At 70.2% G+C, this 17,463-nt stretch carries 20 protein-coding genes; 12 read left to right on the forward strand and 8 right to left on the reverse strand.

Translation table 11 applies throughout. The features are described from left to right. Positions 1 to 9: 9 nt before the first annotated feature. Both LX16_RS17605 and LX16_RS26690 read left to right on the forward strand, forming a co-directional pair. Positions 10 to 1,662, forward strand: a complete 1,653-nt coding sequence (locus LX16_RS17605) for a SulP family inorganic anion transporter (protein WP_147140207.1) — start codon at positions 10 to 12, stop codon at positions 1,660 to 1,662. A 731-nt stretch (positions 1,663 to 2,393) separates the two neighbouring features. After that, entirely contained in the window at positions 2,394 to 2,870 is a 477-nt protein-coding gene (locus tag LX16_RS26690) for a hypothetical protein (protein WP_158645643.1), read from the forward strand. Between the two features lie 91 nt (positions 2,871 to 2,961). Here the strand turns inward: LX16_RS26690 and LX16_RS17615 are convergent, their stop codons facing one another. Next, complete coding sequence (locus LX16_RS17615; RefSeq protein ID WP_211354561.1) at positions 2,962 to 5,826, reverse strand: AfsR/SARP family transcriptional regulator; 2,865 nt, start codon at positions 5,824 to 5,826, stop codon at positions 2,962 to 2,964. A gap of 132 nt (positions 5,827 to 5,958) precedes the next feature. On the opposite strand from LX16_RS17615, the gene LX16_RS17620 reads away from it, so the two are divergent. After that, positions 5,959 to 6,249, forward strand: coding sequence for a hypothetical protein (locus tag LX16_RS17620; RefSeq protein WP_147140211.1), 291 nt, complete (start codon positions 5,959 to 5,961; stop codon positions 6,247 to 6,249). 14 nt (positions 6,250 to 6,263) lie between these two features. Continuing rightward, on the forward strand, positions 6,264 to 6,722 hold the full coding sequence (locus LX16_RS17625; protein WP_147140213.1) for a carboxymuconolactone decarboxylase family protein: 459 nt from the start codon (positions 6,264 to 6,266) through the stop codon (positions 6,720 to 6,722). A gap of 167 nt (positions 6,723 to 6,889) precedes the next feature. Here the strand turns inward: LX16_RS17625 and LX16_RS27210 are convergent, their stop codons facing one another. From LX16_RS27210 to LX16_RS17640, 3 genes are all read right to left on the reverse strand, one after another. Continuing rightward, complete coding sequence (locus LX16_RS27210; RefSeq protein WP_211354562.1) at positions 6,890 to 8,620, reverse strand: hypothetical protein; 1,731 nt, start codon at positions 8,618 to 8,620, stop codon at positions 6,890 to 6,892. A 282-nt stretch (positions 8,621 to 8,902) separates the two neighbouring features. Further along, positions 8,903 to 9,538 carry a TetR/AcrR family transcriptional regulator gene (locus tag LX16_RS17635; protein WP_147140215.1) on the reverse strand — a complete coding sequence of 212 codons (636 nt, stop codon included), beginning with the start codon at positions 9,536 to 9,538 and terminating at the stop codon, positions 8,903 to 8,905. Between the two features lie 5 nt (positions 9,539 to 9,543). Next, positions 9,544 to 10,038, reverse strand: a complete 495-nt coding sequence (locus LX16_RS17640) for a DUF6463 family protein (protein ID WP_147140217.1) — start codon at positions 10,036 to 10,038, stop codon at positions 9,544 to 9,546. Positions 10,039 to 10,406: 368 nt separating this feature from the next. Here LX16_RS17640 and LX16_RS17645 point away from each other — a divergent pair, with 368 nt between their 5' ends. The 3 genes from LX16_RS17645 to LX16_RS17655 are packed head-to-tail and all read left to right on the forward strand — an operon-like array spanning position 10,407 to position 12,251. Then, positions 10,407 to 11,207: a Bax inhibitor-1/YccA family protein gene (locus LX16_RS17645; RefSeq protein WP_147140219.1), complete on the forward strand. Its 801-nt coding sequence runs from the start codon at positions 10,407 to 10,409 to the stop codon at positions 11,205 to 11,207. A gap of 9 nt (positions 11,208 to 11,216) precedes the next feature. Next, entirely contained in the window at positions 11,217 to 11,576 is a 360-nt protein-coding gene (locus tag LX16_RS17650; protein ID WP_147140221.1) for a hypothetical protein, read from the forward strand. A 51-nt stretch (positions 11,577 to 11,627) separates the two neighbouring features. Continuing rightward, the gene (locus LX16_RS17655) at positions 11,628 to 12,251 is read left to right on the forward strand and encodes a VanZ family protein (RefSeq protein ID WP_147140223.1); all 624 of its coding nucleotides are present in this window, start codon (positions 11,628 to 11,630) and stop codon (positions 12,249 to 12,251) included. Here LX16_RS17655 and LX16_RS17660 read toward each other — a convergent pair. Beyond that, the gene (locus LX16_RS17660) at positions 12,212 to 12,805 is read right to left on the reverse strand and encodes a GNAT family N-acetyltransferase (protein WP_147140225.1); all 594 of its coding nucleotides are present in this window, start codon (positions 12,803 to 12,805) and stop codon (positions 12,212 to 12,214) included. The genes LX16_RS17655 and LX16_RS17660 overlap by 40 nt on opposite strands. Before the next feature lie 189 nt (positions 12,806 to 12,994). Here LX16_RS17660 and LX16_RS17665 point away from each other — a divergent pair, with 189 nt between their 5' ends. From LX16_RS17665 to LX16_RS17680, 4 genes are all read left to right on the forward strand, one after another. Beyond that, entirely contained in the window at positions 12,995 to 13,318 is a 324-nt protein-coding gene (locus tag LX16_RS17665) for a hypothetical protein (protein WP_147140227.1), read from the forward strand. A 69-nt stretch (positions 13,319 to 13,387) separates the two neighbouring features. Further along, positions 13,388 to 14,002, forward strand: coding sequence for a histidine phosphatase family protein (locus LX16_RS17670; protein ID WP_158645644.1), 615 nt, complete (start codon positions 13,388 to 13,390; stop codon positions 14,000 to 14,002). Positions 14,003 to 14,340: 338 nt separating this feature from the next. Continuing rightward, entirely contained in the window at positions 14,341 to 14,631 is a 291-nt protein-coding gene (locus LX16_RS17675) for a F0F1 ATP synthase subunit epsilon (RefSeq protein WP_147140231.1), read from the forward strand. 28 nt (positions 14,632 to 14,659) lie between these two features. Further along, the gene (locus LX16_RS17680) at positions 14,660 to 15,097 is read left to right on the forward strand and encodes a DUF2550 domain-containing protein (RefSeq protein WP_147140233.1); all 438 of its coding nucleotides are present in this window, start codon (positions 14,660 to 14,662) and stop codon (positions 15,095 to 15,097) included. 99 nt (positions 15,098 to 15,196) lie between these two features. On the opposite strand, the gene LX16_RS17685 is transcribed toward LX16_RS17680, so the two are convergent. Then, positions 15,197 to 15,769: a cob(I)yrinic acid a,c-diamide adenosyltransferase gene (locus LX16_RS17685; protein WP_147140235.1), complete on the reverse strand. Its 573-nt coding sequence runs from the start codon at positions 15,767 to 15,769 to the stop codon at positions 15,197 to 15,199. 140 nt (positions 15,770 to 15,909) lie between these two features. Here LX16_RS17685 and LX16_RS17690 point away from each other — a divergent pair, with 140 nt between their 5' ends. Then, the gene (locus LX16_RS17690) at positions 15,910 to 16,767 is read left to right on the forward strand and encodes a 3-hydroxyacyl-CoA dehydrogenase family protein (RefSeq protein WP_147140237.1); all 858 of its coding nucleotides are present in this window, start codon (positions 15,910 to 15,912) and stop codon (positions 16,765 to 16,767) included. A 91-nt stretch (positions 16,768 to 16,858) separates the two neighbouring features. Here LX16_RS17690 and LX16_RS17695 read toward each other — a convergent pair whose 3' ends face one another. Continuing rightward, positions 16,859 to 17,080, reverse strand: coding sequence for a MazF family transcriptional regulator (locus tag LX16_RS17695; protein ID WP_147140239.1), 222 nt, complete (start codon positions 17,078 to 17,080; stop codon positions 16,859 to 16,861). A gap of 56 nt (positions 17,081 to 17,136) precedes the next feature. Further along, on the reverse strand, positions 17,137 to 17,370 hold the full coding sequence (locus LX16_RS17700; protein WP_147140240.1) for a hypothetical protein: 234 nt from the start codon (positions 17,368 to 17,370) through the stop codon (positions 17,137 to 17,139). Positions 17,371 to 17,463 lie beyond the last annotated feature (93 nt).

Genomic DNA, 17,463 nt, shown 5'->3' on the forward strand with positions numbered 1-17,463 from the left:
GGGGCGTCCATGCCGAACCCACTGCGGCACTATCGGTCCGCCTGGTTGCGCCCGGACCTCGTCGCGGGACTCACCGTGTGGGCCGTCCTCGTCCCCGAGTCGCTCGCTTACGCCGCCATCGCGGGCGTCCCGCCGGTGGTGGGCCTGTACGCGGCGGTTCCCGCGTTGGTCCTGTACGCGTTCTTCGGGTCCTCCCGGCACCTCGTCGTGGGTCCGATGGCCGCCACCGCGGCGTTGTCGGCGAGTATCGTCGCCGTCTACGCCGACGGGAGGGACTACGCTGTCGTCACCGTGGCGCTCGCCCTCGTCACCGGTGTCGTGGCGCTCGCCGCCGGGCTGCTGCGGCTCGGATTCCTCGCCGCGTTCATCTCCGAGCCGGTGCTGAAGGGCTTCATCCTCGGTATGGCGCTGACCATCATCGTCGGACAGGTTCCCAAGCTCCTAGGTGTCGAGAAGGCCGAGGGGAACTTCTTCGCGCAGGTGTGGGAGGTCCTCACGCGACTGGGTGACACGCACCTGTGGACGCTCGGGATCGGTGTGTCGTGCCTGGCCGTCGTGCTGGGCTTTCGGCGGTGGCTGCCTCTGGTGCCCGGTTCGCTGGTGGCGGTGGCGGTCGGCATCGTCGCCGTCGCCGCCCTGGGCCTGGACGAGCAGGGCGTCGCCGTCGTGGGGCACATCGACGCCGGCCTCCCCGCGCCGGGCCTGCCGGACGTCCCGGTCGCCACCCTGGTCGATCTCATCGGACCGGCCGTGGGGGTGATGCTCATCGGCTTCGCCGAAGGACTCGGCGCCGCGAAGACCTACGCCGACCGGAACGGATACCGGATCGTGCCCGACCGCGAACTCATCGGGCTCGGCGCCGCGAACCTGGGGGCCGGGCTCACCTCCGGCATGGTCGTCAACGGCAGCCTGTCCAAGACGGCCGTCAACGGCGGCGCGGGCGCACGCACCCAGCTCTCCGGACTGACCGTCGCCGTGCTCACGGTCGTCACCCTGCTGTTCCTGACCGGACTGTTCGCGCGGCTGCCCGAGGCCGCGCTCGCGGCGATCGTCATCGCCGCCCTCATCGAACTGGTCGACTTCCGGCTGTTCGCGCGGTACTGGAGGGCGTCGCTCGCGCCACGCGGCACGCCCGCATCCCTCGCCGCCCGGCCCGACTTCACCGCAGCGGTCGCCGCCATGCTCGGCGTCCTGATCTTCGACACCCTCCCCGGGCTGGTCATCGGGATGGCGCTCTCGTTGCTGCTGCTCGTCTACCGTTCGTCCCGGCCGCGCCTGACACCGCTGGGCCGCACCGACGACGGCCGATGGGTCGACCGGACCCGCCACGAGGGCGCCGAACCGGTCGAGGGTGTCGCGGTGGTCCGCTGCGACGGCAGCCTGTACTTCGCCAACGCCGACTACGTGCGCGCCGCGCTGCTGACCGCCGCGGCGGGTCGGCGGGCCCTGGTCCTCGACGGCGAGTCCATGCCCGCCGTCGACCTCTCGGGTGCGGAGATGCTCACCGATCTCGACCGTCGCCTGGCAGGTGACGGCGTCGACTTCTATCTCGCCCACGACATCGGACAGGTGCGGGACATCCTGCGCCGTACCGACAGCGACCTGGAACGGGTCTACCCCACGGTCGAGGCGGCCGTCCGGGCCGCCGAGGAGTCCCGCTGAGCGTTTCCGGCGGGTACGCGGCGCCCGGTGGAACCCCGATCGGGTCGTGGCGGCCCTTGCGCCGGTCCGGCACACCGTCGATGGGCGAGAGCTCGGCGCCCCTGTGGCCGGTCGTCCTCCCCGTTACTTCCGGGGCGCCGGTGGCGGCGTCGGTCTCGCGGCATCGCGTTCGGGCGCCGGATTCGATACCGTGACATGGATTCCGCCGTTCAGTCCCTCCGAGCGGAGACGACCGGCGGCGGTGCCCGGGAGTGCGATGAGTTACCTGATGGACGCCGTCGACGTGGGCGGCGAACTCCACGACGAGCGTGTCGTCCCGATCCCGCCGACCCCGACGGAGGTCGCCGAGTTCGGCGACGCCGCGCAGGCGCGTTACGTGCTGGTGGGCGACGGCCGTGACCTCGTCACCGTCTACGGCCGTGACACCGACGGCTCCTGGGCGGTGATCGCCGCCGACGTCGACGAGGAGACCGCCGAGGAGGTGCGCCTGTGGTTCGACGTCACGCGGCATCACCCGCCGCCGGCGAACGGCGACACCGGTGGCCGACCCGACCACCCCCTGGACGGTTTCGCCACCCCGGAGGACGAACGGCTGCCCGCGGAACGGGCCGTCGAGGTCGTCGTGGACCGGATCCGGACCCGGCGACTGGACTACCCGGTGCACGGGCTGGTGGCGGATCGCTTCGACGCGGGCTGGAGCGTCTACGCGCCGGTGGAGGTCGACGAGAGCGATGGTGGAGTGGGTCGGCTATTCGGCCAGCCGGGTCGCCCAGAGGCGATTCCTGTTCCCCACCTTCTACGACAACCGCTGGACCTTCGACGTCGGCCGGTATCCCTATCACGGCGGAGAGAAGGTCGCGGTGTCCTTCTCCAAGGGCGGTCGCCACGCGGAGCAGCCGGAGGGCTGGACGTTCCTGGTGGACCTGTCCCGGCGGTACCTGGAACCCCGATTGCGCGACGAGCTACTGGCCCGAGTCCATCGTGGTGAGACGGTCACGGTCGGCGGCAGCGTGGAGATGAACCGGGACGGCATTTCGTGTGTGAAACCGCGTTTCTCGTTGCCGTGGAACGCCGTCAGCCCGCCGACACTCCAGAACGGACTGATCGTGATCGCCAGGAGGGGTGTCGCCGCCCCACTCGTCACGGTGCCTCTCGGTCACCCCAACGCGGTGTTGATACCCGACCTGTACGCCGCACTCGCGCGGTGACGGCCGCCGTCGTCGCGTGTAACCCGGCCACCGCAGGGGAAAGGAGGTGTGGCCGGGTCGGAGCGTGAGTCATCCGGCCACGGTCGATCCTTCATGGACGGACGGTGTGGGCCGCCTGCGGTGCCGGGGCCGCCAGGGCCAGCAGTGCGGCGGGCGCGGGCTGCCCCAGTCTCCGGAACAGGTCGAGCGCCCGAGCGGCGTGCTCCCTCGCCTCGGGCGCGCCGGGTTCGAGGAGCGAGGCCATCCCCTCATGTCCTCGGGCCTCCTCCAGCCGGTCGCCGAGTTCCCCGGCGGCCTCGATGGCGGCCCGGTGATGTCCGGCCGCCCGATCCCGTGCGCCGGTCGCCGACGCCACGGCCCCGAGCCCGTTGAGCGAACGGGCCTCACCACGCCTGATCCCGAATCGCCGGTACAGTTCCAGCGCCGCCCGGTGACACTCTTCGGCTTCGGCGAGCCGACCCCTGCGGCGGTGGACCCGGCCGAGGTTGTCGAGCACGTCGGCCTCCCCGTCGGGACTGCCCGACGACCGGAAGGTGTCCCGTGCGGTGCGCAACGCCGCCAACGCCTCGGTGAACCGGTCGGCCTCCCCGTGCAACGCACCCAGGCTGTTCAGCGCGACGGCGCGCCCGAAGTCGTCTCCCGCGCCGGTGAACAGCTCCAGTGCGGTGGTGAAGCGCCGCACCGCCTCGGCGTCCTCACCGCGCCGTTGGAGTACACATGCGACACCGTGTTGAGCCCTCGCGTGGGCGACGTCGTCACCGGCGGCCGCCGCCTTGGCCACCGCCTCCTCGAAGTGCTCCAGCGCCTGCGGGTAGCCGCCGCGCCCGAACCACAGCCAGCCCAGGTCGGACAGTGCCCGTGACTGTGCCGCCGCGTCGTCCCCGCGACGCGCGGCCGTCAGTGCCGCCGTGAAGACGACCTGCGCCTCGGTGCCGTGACCGTTGTTGTACAGGTAGCGGTACAACAACGTCGCGAGGTCGGCGACCTGGGCCGGCCAGTCGCGTACCGCCGCGAACTCGCACACGGCCGCCAGGTTCGCCCGTTCCGCGTCGAGCCAGGCCGTCGCCTGCTCGGGTGTGAACTCCCGGTTTGCGGGCGGGATGTCGGGCCGACGATGCCGACTGTCCGGATGCAGCACGTCGGCGGCCGAGACCGACGTGCGCAGGCAGTGGTCGATCAACCGGGACAGGGCCGCGGTGCGCGAGGCGTCGTCGTCCTCCGACGCACCGGTGGCCCGCGAGTGTTCGCGGAGCAGGTCGTGGAAGGTGTACCGGCCGGGCTCGTGCTGGAGCAGCATGTGCGCGTCCAACAGGTCTTCCAGGTCGGATTCCGCCGCCATCACCTCGACACCGGCGAGCGCCGCGGCCGCGTGGGCGTCCACGTCCCGGCCCGGGTGCACTCCCAGCAATCGGAACATCCGTCGCTGGGAGGCGGGAAGCTGCCGGTACGACAGGTGGAACGCCGCCGCCACGTCACGTTCCGCGGTGGTCAGCTCCGTCAGGCGGCGCCGTTCGTCCCGCAACCGGTCCGCCAGGTAGCCGACGGTCCATCGTGGCCGGTGCTGGAGCCGTGCGGCGGCGATCCGGACCGCCAGCGGAAGGTGACCGCACAGCCGCAACACCTCGCCGGAGGCGGCGTAGTCGTGGCGTGCCCGGTCCCCGACGACGTTGACGAACAGGGCCATGGCGTCGGGCGCGGGAAGCACGTCCAGTGACAGGGCGTGGACACCGTCGAGGTCGGTGAGCCGGCGACGGCTCGTCATGAGGACCGTGCTCCGTGACGCCCCCGGCAACAGCGGCCGTACCTGGCCGGTGTCGGCGACGTTGTCGAGGACGATGAGCACCGCGCGATCGGCCAGCCTCTCGCGCCACAGTGCCGCCCGCGCGTGCGCGTCCAACGGGATGTGATCGGCGGGTACGCCCGTCTGGCGCAGCAGCGCGTCCAGGGCGTCGAACGACGACGACGGCGAATGCCCCGAGGAGTGCGCCCGCAGGTCGATGAACAACCGGCCGTCGGGGTACCTGTCGGCGAGACGATGCGCGGCGTGGACCGCCAGTGTGGTCTTCCCGACGCCGGCCATGCCGTCGACGACACACACCCGGTGATCGGAGACCGCCCGCGTCAGCCGGTCCAGTTCGACGGCGCGGCCCGTGAAGTCGGGGACGTCGTACGGCAGGAAGTCCACCACACGCGGCGCCGGATCCGGCGCCGCCGGTGCCGGCCGGGACCTGTCGCGGAGGACCTCCCGTTCCACGGCGAGGAAGTGGGAACCCGGATCAAGGCCCTGTTCCTCGGCCAGGCTCGTCCGGTACCGCCGCCCGGCCGCGAGCGCGTCCGCCTGACGGCCCGACAGGTGGAGTACCCGCATGAGCTGCGCGGTCAGCCGCTCCCGCAACGGATGGGCCGCCACCCAGGTCGACAGTTCCTCCACCAGCGAGGCGTGGCGGCCGAGGTCGGACTCCCATTCGACCAGTTGCTCGAACGCGGCCAGGCGGCGCTCCTCCAGCCGGGCGCGCGCCCCCGCGACGTATCCGGCGTTCACACCCGTCAGTGCCTCGCCCCGCCACAGGGCGAGGGCCTCGCGCAGTCCCGCCGCGCCGGCCGCGCCGCCCTCCCGTCGGGACTCCTCCACCATCCGCCCGAACTCGGCGAGGTCGAGGGCGCCGGGGGGAGGGGTCAGCACGTAACCGGCGGACCGGGTCTCCAGCAGCGAATCGGCGTCGGCGACGCGCAGCACCCGCCGGATCGTCGTCACCGCGGCGTGGATCTGCGAGCGTGCGGTCCCGGGAGGGGAACCCGCCCACACCGCCGACGTGAGGCGATCGGAACCGATCACCGTACCCGCGTGCAGCAGCAGGTATGCCAGCACCGCCCGGTGCCGGGGAGCCAGCCCCGTCAACGCCCGGCCGTCGTGCAGCACCTCGACCGGTCCCAGCACGGTGAAACGCACGTCCACCCGTCATCACCTCCCGAATCCACCCGTGGATCGGCGACGCATCGCCGATGCATGGCCGAGATATCAACCCGACTCCCCATGATCGCTCAACAGACACCGATCAGCCGATCGGGACGAACCCAGGAGGAACAGATGACCGCGGTGCGGATACACCACTACACCGTCGACCCCGCCGACCTCGCCCAGCTCCTCGCACGCCGCGGCGAACTCATCGCGGGTATCCGGGCCGGATTCACCGGCTTGCAGGAGACCAGGCTCACCCGGTTGGAGGACGGCAGTTACGAGGACGTGTGGCGTTGGGAGACCGCGGAACAACGTGACGCCGCCGTCGCCGCGTCGGCGGCGTTCCCGCCGGTGGCCCAGACCCTCGCCCTCACACACGACGCCACCGTGGGCAACGGCGACATCATCGACGAGCGATAGGACGGACACCTTCCATGGGACCGAGGATGAAGAACCCGGCTTTCGTACTTCCGGACGGCATGAAGGGGATCGGCGCGCTGTTCAAGGCGATCGGCGCCGGCGGGCTGTCTCACGCCGTCCAGGAGATCACCGCACTGCGTGCCAGCCAGATCAACGGCTGCAGCGCGTGCGTCCACGCGCACACCGCCAACCTGCGTAAGGCGGGCGAACCCACCGAGCGGGTGGACTCGGTGGCCGCGTGGCGGGAGGCGCCGTTCTACAGTGACGCGGAACGGGCCGCGCTGGCCTTCACCGAGGCCGTCACCCGGTTGGCGGATCGCTCGGGCGACGCGGTTCCCGACGAACTCTGGGAGGACGTGTCGCGGCACTTCGACGAATCCGAACTGGCCGCGTTGCTGCTGTCCGTCGCGGTGACGAACATGTTCAACCGGCTCAACGCCGCCGTCAAGGAGCCGGCCGGCGCCACCTGGTGACGGCATCGCGGCCGCCCACATCCTCCTGCGGACGGTGTGGGCGGCCGCCGACGTCCTGCCCGGGGCGGCTGCCTTGAGGTGACTGCCGTGGTTCGTGTGTGGCGGATACGTCGAGCGGGGTGGTCGGGTCGTCACCCGGGTGACTCCGGATGTGACACCACGGACCGTCACGGGTGCGACGGAGAGGAGTCGGAATCCTCCTCCTCTTCCAGGTCGCTGTCGGAGCCGTCGGCCTCCTCCTCGGCCTCCCGTTCTGATTCCCCCTCGGACTGCTCCGAGTTGTCCGACGATCTGTTCGGCGTTGAATCCCAGTCGTCCTCGTTCCAATCGGGCTCGGCATTCTCTTCGCTCCCACCTCCCCGTCCGCGTGAGCCGAACTGCGCGAACAGGTCGGCCTGGTAGCCCGCCAGGCCGGGGGCGGGCCGCTGCTGTTCGCCGGACACGCCCTTCACGTCCCGTTCACCGGGGACGGGAACGGGGGCGGGGGTAGGGGTGGGAGCCGGGGCCGGAACGTGCGACGTGGTTGTGGTTGTGGTTGTGGTCGTGGTCGTGGTCGTGGCGGGCAGCGCCTTCCACTGGTCTTCGGTCATCCTGCGCCGGGCGTCGTATCGCGCGGCGTTCTGCAACAGCACCGCGATGAAGGCGTCCGGGTCGCGATCGCCCAGGTAGGCCGTGGTGATGTCGACGGCGCGTTGTTGTTGGTGGCCCAGCGACCGGGTCGCGGGTGTGTTGAACGACTTTCCGGCCGGGGTGCCCAGCCGTTTGGCGTTACGCAGCAGCTTGGCACCACCGTCGTTGGCGCCCAGGTACACCGCCCGTGGTCCGGCGAAGGCGTCCGCCAGGGTGCCCCTCCCCTGGGCCACGTGGTGGAGCGCCGCCGCGCAGAACGCCAATGCCGCCGAACTGCGTGACATCTCGGCACGCACCACGATCGCCAGGAAGTGGTCGATCTGGACCATGGTCGGCTCCGACAGCCTCGGAACCACTCCGTTGGCGAGGATGTCCAGCATGGCCGCGGCCAGACGAGCCTCACCGAGTTTCTCACCGTTGCTGTCGGCGCTGATCAGAGCGGTGCACAGTTCGGCGTACGTGGCGCCGGTGCCTCCGCCACGGCCACCCATGGAGTGCCGGGAACCGAGGCTGATCCCGCCCAGGTGGGTTCCGAGCCGGACCGGCTCGACGGTGTTGTCGAGCCGTTTGTGTTCGTCGGCGTCCCGACGGCGGAACGTGGGCGCGAAGGTCGTGAGCGCGGGAAACCCGTCGGCGTTGCCGAGAACCTGTTCACGGAGGTCGGAGGCGGCGCGGGCCATCTCCCCGACTCGTCGGCGCTTGCGCTCGCGTTCCTTCTCGTCCTCGGGGCGGCCGTCCGGTGCCGGACGGGCCTTCTCGGGGGCGAGCTTGCGTTTGCGGATTCGTGTCGTGGGATTCCGGTCCACATCGGTGATGGAGGCGGGTGGTGCCACCGGCTTGATGATGCGCCACAGGGTCGCGGGGACGTCGTTGAACGTATCCGCTGCCGTGAGGTCGTGCTGGGTGTCGTCCTCCACCCATTCCTTGAGCCGCCGCCACAGTAGCGCCTCGTCCTCGGGGCTGAGGTGCATCGCCTCGACCCGGCTCCGTAGCGCCTCCTTGCGAGTGGTGGTGTGCGATTTGGCCTGTCCGGGCGCCTTGTACTGGAAGCGGCTCTTCCAGTTCGCCCCGTTGAGCTCGAATCCTCGTCTACCGCCGTAGAGGATCCGCCGCTGCACCGCCGCGTTACCCGCCGCCGCCTGCAATCGGATCACGGTGGCGGGATCCCAGGGGCGCATCGGGTGAGGGGCCGGAGCGGATCCGGGGCCGACGGGGGACGGCCGGGATCGGCCGGGGGCGGGTTCCGGTTCCTCTCGTTGCACGCGCATCGCCTGCTCCTGCCGTCGTGCTTACCCGGAAATCGTCTCAGGGTCTCGACGGTGGTGTCCACGTTCCGACACGATGGGGCGACACCCTGCCCGATGGGGAGGTCCAGGCTTCCCGTTCGGCCCGGGGGAGACCGGTGTCGTCGCGAGGTGGGGAGGGCGTTCCCGTGCGGAAGCCGGGTACCGGCGCGATGCCGAACGGGCCGCCGACGGGGTCGGCCCGTCGCGTCTACGGTCGGTCCCGGGTCGCCGGTCACGGACCAGGCGCGCGGACCGGTGGACTCATCACCGCACCTCCTCGGTGTCGCCTTCGGACGGACCGGGCAGGCCGAGTACGCCCCGTGCCGCCCGGTCCATGAGCGTGATGTCGTGCGGATCCTGGCCGGCCAGTTCGATCCCCACCGCCTCGACGACCGCGGTGTACGCCGCCGCGGTCTGCCGCGGTGGTGGTCCGGCGGGGATCGTCCCGTTCGCGCGGCCCGCCGCGATCAGGGCGGCGCACTCGGAGTCGAGTCGGTCGATGATCTCGGTGATCGCCGCCCCGACCGGGTGTTCCTGGCCGGCGAACTCGACTCGCAGGGTCATCAGCACCCGGGCGACGTCCCGCCGGCAGAAGACGGCGTGTCGGTGGGCGATCGTGGTCAGCGCCTCGACGGGATCGGTCTGCGCGGCGGCGAAGCGCCCCACCTCGGCCTCCCAGGTGTCCCGCACCCACGTCACGACCGCCAGGGCGAGCTCCTCCTTGTTGGTGAACAGGTGGTACACCGCTCCTCGGGAGTAGCCCGCGTCGCGGGCGACCCGTTCCAGCATCAGGTTGGCGTATCCGTGGGTGGACAGCCGCCGCGCCGCCGCCTCCAACAGCGCGTCGCGGGTCCGCGCGCGCCGCTCGGCCTGCGTGCGCCGGGGTTTCGGTTCCGTCATCGGCGTCACCCGCTCACCGTGGTGTCGCGGAGGACGCTTCGCTCTCCTCCGTCGGGTTCCGGTTCGTTGGGGTGACCGGGGACCGGACGACCGGCGCGGTCTCCGACGACGATGAGCGCACCGACCACGACCAGTGCCCAGGCCGGTGAGACCGGCGCGGCGGTGGCGAGTACCGACGCCCACACCAGGAGGAGCCAGCCGAGTCCGGCCGGGACCCGATGCCGCCGCCGCACCGACCACAGGACATGGCAACCGAGGATGAGGACCGGGACGCCGAAGCTTCCGATCGTCATCCAGAACGTCTCCGACCGGTCGAGTGCCGCGAGGGTCGTCGCCTGGTCGAGGGTGAAGGTGTTCCACCAGCCTTCGGCGAACACCTGCGTCCAGGTGTCCCGGGTGTCCCACGGTGCGACGGCGGTGTGGACTATGCCGAACGCGACGGCGATCCAGCCGGCCACCGTCGTCGGCCGGGATCGTCTCACTTCGTGGTCTGCAGTCATGGCTACAAACGTACACGCATGTTTGTTTCTTCGGCGAGGTGTCGCCCTGCTCCGGGACCACGTCTTCCGAAGCGTCGGTCACGTCGGTCCGGGCGTACCGATCCCCACCGCCGCAACCGGAGAACGCCGTGTCGGCCGAGCATCACCGCGTCCACCCGGCCGGCGGGATGTGGAGTGGCGGGAGTCGGCGGCCGGGTTCCGGGGGTGGCGCTCGGCCGGATGTGTTCGGGCGCAGGCAGCCGAGGCGGGAACAAGGCGGTCACCGCGAGCGTTCGTCACAACGGTGACATGGCGCATCATCTTTACCTGGTCGTTGCCATTTCCCATTACAGTTGACGCATTGAAGCGTCCCAAGGAGGTTTTCCGCGATGCGGAGCAACAACACCGCACTGAACCGGATGGTGCAGACTCAGGCGCACCAGCACCAGCAGATGGCCCCTGAGTACGGACACTACGGTCAGATGGCCGCCCCACCGCAGGTCCAGCCGATGACCCTGGACGACGTGGTCGTCCGTACCGCCGGCCTGTTGGTGCTCACCGGTGCCGCAGGCGCGCTCACCTGGTTCCTGACCGACGTCAACCCCGCCGCCGCGCAGGGTCTGATGTTCCTCGGCATGATCATCACCCTCGGCGCCATGCTGGCCTCCTGGATCGGGTCGGGCAGGCTCTTCGCCAACCCGGTCGTCCCCTCGCTGTACGCCGGCGGCGCCGGTCTCATGCTCGGCGGCATCAGCTACGCGTACGAGACCGCCTACACCGGCATCGTCATGCAGGCGGTGATCGCGACCTTCGGCACCTTCTTCGGAATGGCGCTGCTGTTCAAGGCGAAGGTCGTCCGCAACAGCCCCCGTTTCACCAAGTTCATGGTCGGTGCCGGTATCGGCATCATGGGCCTGTTGGTGATCAACCTGGTCATGAGCCTGTTCGGCGTGAACCTGGGCCTGTTCAACAACGGCGACGGCGACGTCACCCTGATCCAGTGGGGCATCGCGCTGTTCTTCGTCGGATGGGGAGCGTTCTCCTTCATCCTCGACTTCGACATGGTCCAGGAGAGCGTCCGCTACGGTGCCCCCAAGAAGATGGCCTGGGTCGCCGCCTTCGGGATGGTCGCCGGCCTCATCTTCCTATACCTGAGCATCCTGCGGCTGCTGAGCTACCTGCGCCAGTAACCTCGGGTCGTGCCTGACATCGAAACGATCGGGCGGGAGTCCAGGCGCGTCGTCCACGGCGTCGCGCATTGGAGTCCCGCCCGTTGGCGTACCCCCGCCCTCGACGGGGAGGGCGATCGCGCGCAGGTGATGCGGACGCTCGTCCAGACGCTCGCCGACCTGGCGGCACAGGCCGAGGGCGAGCCGTCCCGAACCGTACCGCCGCCGGAACACGACACCGTCCTGCCCGACCAGCTCACCGTGATCACCGCCGACCTGGTGGCGGCCCGGCCCGGTCCTGAACAGTGCGACCTGGCGGCCGGGGCGATCCGGGTCGCCAGGGCCGGACTGTTCGGTTCCGAAGAACACCTGACCCGGTCTCCCGAGTGACACAATCCCCCTGAACACCGGGCTCGACCTGATGAGGGGGTGGCGGACGCCATGGATCACGCCGGGGAATGGCAGGTGGTCTGGCAGGGACTGCGGCAGGTGACGTCCGAACCGTCCGTGCGCCTCGTGCTGCTGATCGGCCTGTTGCTCTCGGTGCCGCTCGGATGGTGGCTCGCCACCGTGGCCGGCTGGCGGCGGATCCCCACGGTGCTGACCCTGGTGTGGACGACGGTGATCCTGGCGCTGACGCTGCCGGTCAGTACCGGCGGCACCTTCTCCGCCGAGGCGGTCCGGTCGGGCGCCGGATTCCTGTGGCACCTCCCGGGCCAGGACAACCTGACCTTCTGGGAGTACACCCTGGGCACCGCCTACGGTGTCGCCAACATCGCCCTGTACGTCCCCTTCGGACTGTTCGCGGCCCTGGCGACCCGGCGGTACGTGTGGTCTCTGCTGGCCGGTGTGGTGCTGACCGTGGGAGTCGAGACGACCCAGGCCATGTTCGGCAGGATCGCCGAATCCGACGACGTCATCAACAACACGCTGGGCGTCCTGCTCGGCGTGGCCGCGGCACTCCTGATCGGGGGACTACTACGGCTCGGCCGGGGACGACCGGCCGGACGCGGAACGACCAGCCGTCACTCCGCAGACGGCGGCCGCAGCATCGACCAGGTGTGAGGACCCCCGTCGGGCAGGTCGTAGTCGGCGGTCACCCGGAAACCGAGTGACTCGTACCAGGTCACGTTGCGCCGTATCGACGTCTCCAGGAACGCGGGGACGCCCTCACGGGCGGCCTCGGCCAGTCCAGGCGCGATGACCGCGCGGCCCAGCCCGGCCCCCTGCCGGTCGGGCCGCACCCCGATGGTGCCGAGGAACCACACCGGCTCGGTGGGGCGGTGGCGGGCCATGACCGCCTCCGCGTCGGCGTGCTGCCGCGCCCGGTCACCGGCGATGTCGATCAGCTCGGCGGCCACCCCGGCGAACACGTCGCCGGCGGCGGCGGTCGCGGGTGTGGTCCACACCGCCACCGCGGCGTGGTCGTCGGCCACCCACACCCTCCCGTACGGAAGACCGATCCGCTCCAGGAAGAGCCGCTGGAACCGTCGCAGCCGGTCGCGGTGACCGTCGGCGGCGACCGTGTGCCGGGTGAACGCGTAGCCGTCGAACGCCTCCGCCAGCGTGTCGGCGGCGGGTGCGATGTCGTCGGCGGTCGCGAGCCGGATGTGGGTCATCGGGCGCCTCCGTTCTCCGGGCCGGGCGGTGCGCCCGGCGGCGACCACGGTAGCAGCGGCCCCGGTCACCGGCCGTGGTGTGTACCGAACCGTCTAAAGGAGAACACGCACGGGTGGACGATCCGGCGGATGGCGGCGTAGCGTGTGGAGTTCACAGATGCCATGGCGGCGAGAGAGGTGGGTCCCCTCGTGGAAGCCGAGTTTCCCGGGTTTCAGCCGGAGGACAGGCAACGACTCGTCACGTTGCGAGAACGGTTGCGGGGATACCGGAGTGAGCTGTCGGAGGGCCACGTGTCGCCGGAGCTGTGGTCGGGTGTCGTCGAGTGCGGGGTGGAGGCGACGGCGTTGCGCAAGGCCGCGATGGCGCTCCTCGACAGGGATCCCGAGTCCGACCACATCCGTCGTGGTGCGGGGTACGCCATCCGCATCGAGACCGACATCTGGTCCTTCGCCAACGCGATAGCCGGGCTGTGCCTCAAACAGTCCGACGCGCGCCGCAACCGGGAGGCGTGACCGCGGTCTCCTCCGCTTGCGGTCGTGGGGCATGATGCAGCCACCGTCCCCTACGAGAGGAACCCCCCGGTGGCAGGTCGGCTGCTGTATCTGGTCCGGCACGGCGCCTACGATCCCGACCCGGCGGACCCGCTGCACGGCGGCTCGCTGAACGACGCCGGGGTGGCGCAGGTCTCCGCACTGGGGGAACGGTTGTCGGGTGTGCGGTTCAGCGCGATGCACCACTCGACGGCGTTGCGGGCCGTCGAGACCGCCGACGTCCTGGCCTTCACGCTCCCGGCGGTTCCCCGGTTCGGCGACGACCTGTTGCGCGAGTGCATTCCCACCGTTCCGGACGACGGACTGTTGACCCCGAGCCAGCGCGACTTCTTCGCCCGCTTGCCCGCCGATGTGCGGCGAGAGGGGCCGCACCAGGCGCGCGCCGCCGTCGAACGGTACGGCGTCCCCTCCGACACCGACGAACGCGTGCTGCTCGTCACGCACGGCAACCTGATCAACTTCTTCGTCGCCTCGGCCCTGGAGGCACCGCCGCACGGGTGGTTGCGGCCGCTCGACTACCACTGTGGCCTCACCGTCATCAGGTACGCCGACACGGTGCCGCCGAGACTCATCACCTACAACGACACCGGTCATCTGCCCGCGGACGGGCGCGGCCTCGACTACCCGGCCGAGCTGCGCATCTGACCGTCCACGATGGTGTCGGGACCGGTTCCGCCGCCTTCGACGGCGCTCACCGTGCCCTCGACCACGGCGGTCGGGCGACGGGGTCGCCGTGACCACGCCGTCACGGGAGACAGTGGACACTCCGGTCCGATCCGGCCGCGTGGACCGCGTTCGCGGTGGCCGGTCTCGCCGGGCGGCGCGCCTCACAACGTGTCCGGGGCCACTCGTGCCGGCGCCACTGGTGTGACGCGGTCGTCGCCGTGACCTACCACCCCGGCGGCACCGGGCGGTGGCAGGGTCGATCAGGGCGGCTACACTCGCATTCACCGTCCCCAGCATCGGAAAATTCGAGGAGCATCGTGGCAAAGACGCTGAACGTCGAGCTGGTCGCCGTCGAGGAGAAGGTGTGGTCCGGCGAGGCCACGATGCTGATCGCCCGCACCACCGAGGGTGAGCTCGGTGTCCTGCCCGGTCACGCCCCGCTGCTCGGCCAGCTCGCCGACCCCGGCATCGTACGCATCAAGCGCGACGGCGACCGCGAACTCGTCTACCGGGTCAACGGCGGATTCCTGTCGGTGACCGGTGAGGGCGCCACCGTACTCGCCGAATCATGTGAACCGGCCGAGGCAGCCTCGGCCGCCGGGCACTGACCCGAACCAGGCGCGGGTGGGGATGCCGATGCTGAACACGGTTCTCGCCATCGCCGCCGTGCCCCTGCTCGCCGGTGTCGCCCTGGCGCTGCTGTTCGCGAGGCGCGCCTACGTCACCCGTGACGGCGCCGTCGCCATGGCGGTGCGGATCTACCAGCGGATTCCGGGTCGCGGTTGGGCGCCCGGATTCGCCAAGTTCGATCACGGCCGACTCCACTGGTATCGGATGTTCAGTTATTCGCTGCGTCCGCGCCGGGTCCTGCACCGTTCCGACGTGAGGGTCGAGCAGCGACGCGACCCGGTGGGCGCGGAGCGGCAGGTGTTCCCACCGAGCATCGTGATCCTGTGTTGCCAGTCCGCCGAGGGCCAGGTCGAGATCGCCATGACCAGGTCGGCACTCACCGGATTCCTCTCGTGGCTGGAGGCCGCCCCACCCGGGGCGGCCTCCAGCGTCTACAGCGACTGATCCGATCCCGCCCGCGGTGTCCGTTCCGGTCACACCGTCACGGTGCCGGGCGCGGGAGTGCGCCCGGCGATCGGCCCGGCCGGTGCGCCGCGGCGGCCGTCAGGCGTTCGCCGCGGGCTTCCACAGCACGTCGGCACCGTCGTTCGCGGTGCGGGCCAGTATGAACAGCAGATCCGACAGCCGGTTCAGGTAGGTGGCCGGCAGGGCGTGTGTGTCGTCGGGGTGCTCCTTCAACAGCGCCCAGGTCGCCCGCTCGGCGCGACGCGCCACCGTGCACGCCTGGTGCAGCAGCGCCGCGGCCGGAGTGCCTCCCCGCAGGATGAACGAGTCGAGCTTGGGCAGGTCGGCGTTGAACTCGTCGCACCAGCGTTCCAGCCGGTCCACGTACGCCTGGGTGATGCGCAGCGGCGGGTACTTCGGTTCCGGGTGCACCGGCGTCGACAGATCGGCGCCGACGTCGAAGAGGTCGTTCTGCACCGCCTGAAGCACCTCGGCGAGCCGTTCGCCCGGTGAACCCAGGGCGACGGCGACCCCGATCGCCGCGTTGGTCTCGTCCACGTCGGCGTAGGCGACGATCCGGGCGTCGGTCTTGGAGACCCTGCTGAAGTCCGACAGGCCGGTCGTGCCGTCGTCCCCGGTCTTGGTGTAGATCTTGGTCAGATGCACGCTCATGGCCGAACCATACCGGGCGTGTGGGGTGGCGCTCCGCGCCGCTGAACAACCGTTAAGGTCGATGGCGTTACCCACGAGTACGCGGCGCGCGTCGGCCGGGCGTCTCACGTCACGGACCGGCCGCTTCGAGAGGAGTAGGCATGGCAGGTCAGGTAGCCGTAATCGGCGCGGGTCTGATGGGCGCGGGCATCGCCCAGGTGGCCGCGCAGGCGGGATGGCGGGTCACATTGCGCGACCTGACGACCGAGGCGACCGAACGCGGTGTCGCGGGCATCCGGAAGTCGCTGGAGAGGTTCGCCTCCAAGGGGAAGATCACCGAAGACGACGTGAAGGCCACCCTCGACCGCATCACGACGACCACCGAGCTCTCCGCCGCCGCTGACGCCGACATCGTCGTCGAGGCCGTCTTCGAGAAGCTCGAGGTCAAGCAGGAGGTCTTCAAGGCACTCGACGACATCTGCAAGCCCGGGGCGGTGCTGGCCACCAACACCTCGGCGATCCCGATCACCCAGATCGCGGCGGTCACGCGGCGGCCCGAACAGGTCGTGGGCACCCACTTCTTCTCGCCCGTGCCGATGATGGCGTTGTGTGAACTGGTGCGCGGGCTGAAGACCTCCGACGAGGCGCTGGCGACCGCACGCGCTTTCGCCGAGGAGATCGGTAAGACCTGCGTGGTGGTCAACCGTGACGTCGCCGGATTCGCGACCACCCGGCTGATCTGCGCCCTGGTGATGGAGGCGGTGTCCCTGGTCGAGAACGGCGTCATCTCGGCGGAGGACCTGGACGTGGCCTGCAAGCTCGGTTTCGGACACGCCATGGGGCCGCTGGCGACCACGGACCTCACCGGGTTGGATGTGCTGCTGCACGCCACCCGCAACATCCACACCGACACCGGCGACCCGAAGTTCTTCCCGCCGGAGTTGCTGTCCCGCATGGTGGCGGCCGGAGACCACGGCCGCAAGACCGGCAAGGGCTTCTACGAGTACGACGCGGGCTGACCGCGTCTCGACAGCCGAAGGGCCGTCCCCCGCACCGCTGGGGGCGGCCCTGTCGCATTCCACGGGCATCACGGTGATGCGCGTCCTCGTGTCAGTCGGTGCCGAGGATCTTGAACAGCATGTTGTTGACCTCGGTGAGCTCGCCGATGGTGGCGCGGCCGACGGAACCCGTGACGGCGGACTTCGGAATGCTCGTCACCCAGCCGGGAACGGCGTATCCATGTTCTCCGAGCTTCACCGTCAGCGGTCCTGAGGCGTTGTCGGTGATCGGGACTGCGACCATTCCGGGTTCGTCGGGCAATTGGTTGAACATGCCCCCCGAGACCACCAGTACGACGTCGGGTCCGACTTGGACCAGTTCCCCCCGTTTTACCGCCACTGTTCCCCGCTCAGCTTCCACAGGCGCATCATCTGCTCCTCATGCGCCGTTTTGACCTCGGGATTGGCCCTCAGCCATTCACCGTGGTCGGCGATGCGGCGACGCCAGACGGTCTCCTCGGTGGCCTTGGCGATCTCCGCCGCGAGATTGGTGCCGTTCTTCTTGGCGAGATCCGCGAGAATCGCGCCGACGTCATCCGGGATGCTCACGGTTGTTCTGATCATGCATGGATTGTACATAACAGTGACGGTAACAATTCGACGACCTTCTGTATAAGCCGGGCCTGTTCTTTTGAGGACGGTCGATGAACACCCCCG

The sequence above is a fragment of the Stackebrandtia albiflava genome (assembly GCF_007994225.1).
Lineage (GTDB): Bacteria > Actinomycetota > Actinomycetes > Mycobacteriales > Micromonosporaceae > Stackebrandtia > Stackebrandtia albiflava.

Excerpts from the sequence above, each read along its gene's own strand:
- LX16_RS26690 (WP_158645643.1), top strand. The coding sequence starts at position 2,394 with ATGGTGGAGTGGGTCGGCTATTCGGCCAGCCGGGTCGCCCAGAGGCGA.
- LX16_RS17685 (WP_147140235.1), bottom strand. The coding sequence starts at position 15,769 with ATGAGCGTGCATCTGACCAAGATCTACACCAAGACCGGGGACGACGGC.
- LX16_RS17625 (WP_147140213.1), top strand. The coding sequence starts at position 6,264 with ATGGGACCGAGGATGAAGAACCCGGCTTTCGTACTTCCGGACGGCATG.
- LX16_RS17700 (WP_147140240.1), bottom strand. The coding sequence starts at position 17,370 with ATGATCAGAACAACCGTGAGCATCCCGGATGACGTCGGCGCGATTCTC.
- LX16_RS17660 (WP_147140225.1), bottom strand. The coding sequence starts at position 12,805 with ATGACCCACATCCGGCTCGCGACCGCCGACGACATCGCACCCGCCGCC.
- LX16_RS17695 (WP_147140239.1), bottom strand. The coding sequence starts at position 17,080 with ATGTTCAACCAATTGCCCGACGAACCCGGAATGGTCGCAGTCCCGATC.
- LX16_RS17635 (WP_147140215.1), bottom strand. The coding sequence starts at position 9,538 with ATGACGGAACCGAAACCCCGGCGCACGCAGGCCGAGCGGCGCGCGCGG.
- LX16_RS17690 (WP_147140237.1), top strand. The coding sequence starts at position 15,910 with ATGGCAGGTCAGGTAGCCGTAATCGGCGCGGGTCTGATGGGCGCGGGC.
- LX16_RS17655 (WP_147140223.1), top strand. The coding sequence starts at position 11,628 with ATGGATCACGCCGGGGAATGGCAGGTGGTCTGGCAGGGACTGCGGCAG.
- LX16_RS17680 (WP_147140233.1), top strand. The coding sequence starts at position 14,660 with ATGCTGAACACGGTTCTCGCCATCGCCGCCGTGCCCCTGCTCGCCGGT.
- LX16_RS17620 (WP_147140211.1), top strand. The coding sequence starts at position 5,959 with ATGACCGCGGTGCGGATACACCACTACACCGTCGACCCCGCCGACCTC.
- LX16_RS17640 (WP_147140217.1), bottom strand. The coding sequence starts at position 10,038 with ATGACTGCAGACCACGAAGTGAGACGATCCCGGCCGACGACGGTGGCC.
- LX16_RS27210 (WP_211354562.1), bottom strand. The coding sequence starts at position 8,620 with ATGCGCGTGCAACGAGAGGAACCGGAACCCGCCCCCGGCCGATCCCGG.
- LX16_RS17645 (WP_147140219.1), top strand. The coding sequence starts at position 10,407 with ATGCGGAGCAACAACACCGCACTGAACCGGATGGTGCAGACTCAGGCG.
- LX16_RS17605 (WP_147140207.1), top strand. The coding sequence starts at position 10 with ATGCCGAACCCACTGCGGCACTATCGGTCCGCCTGGTTGCGCCCGGAC.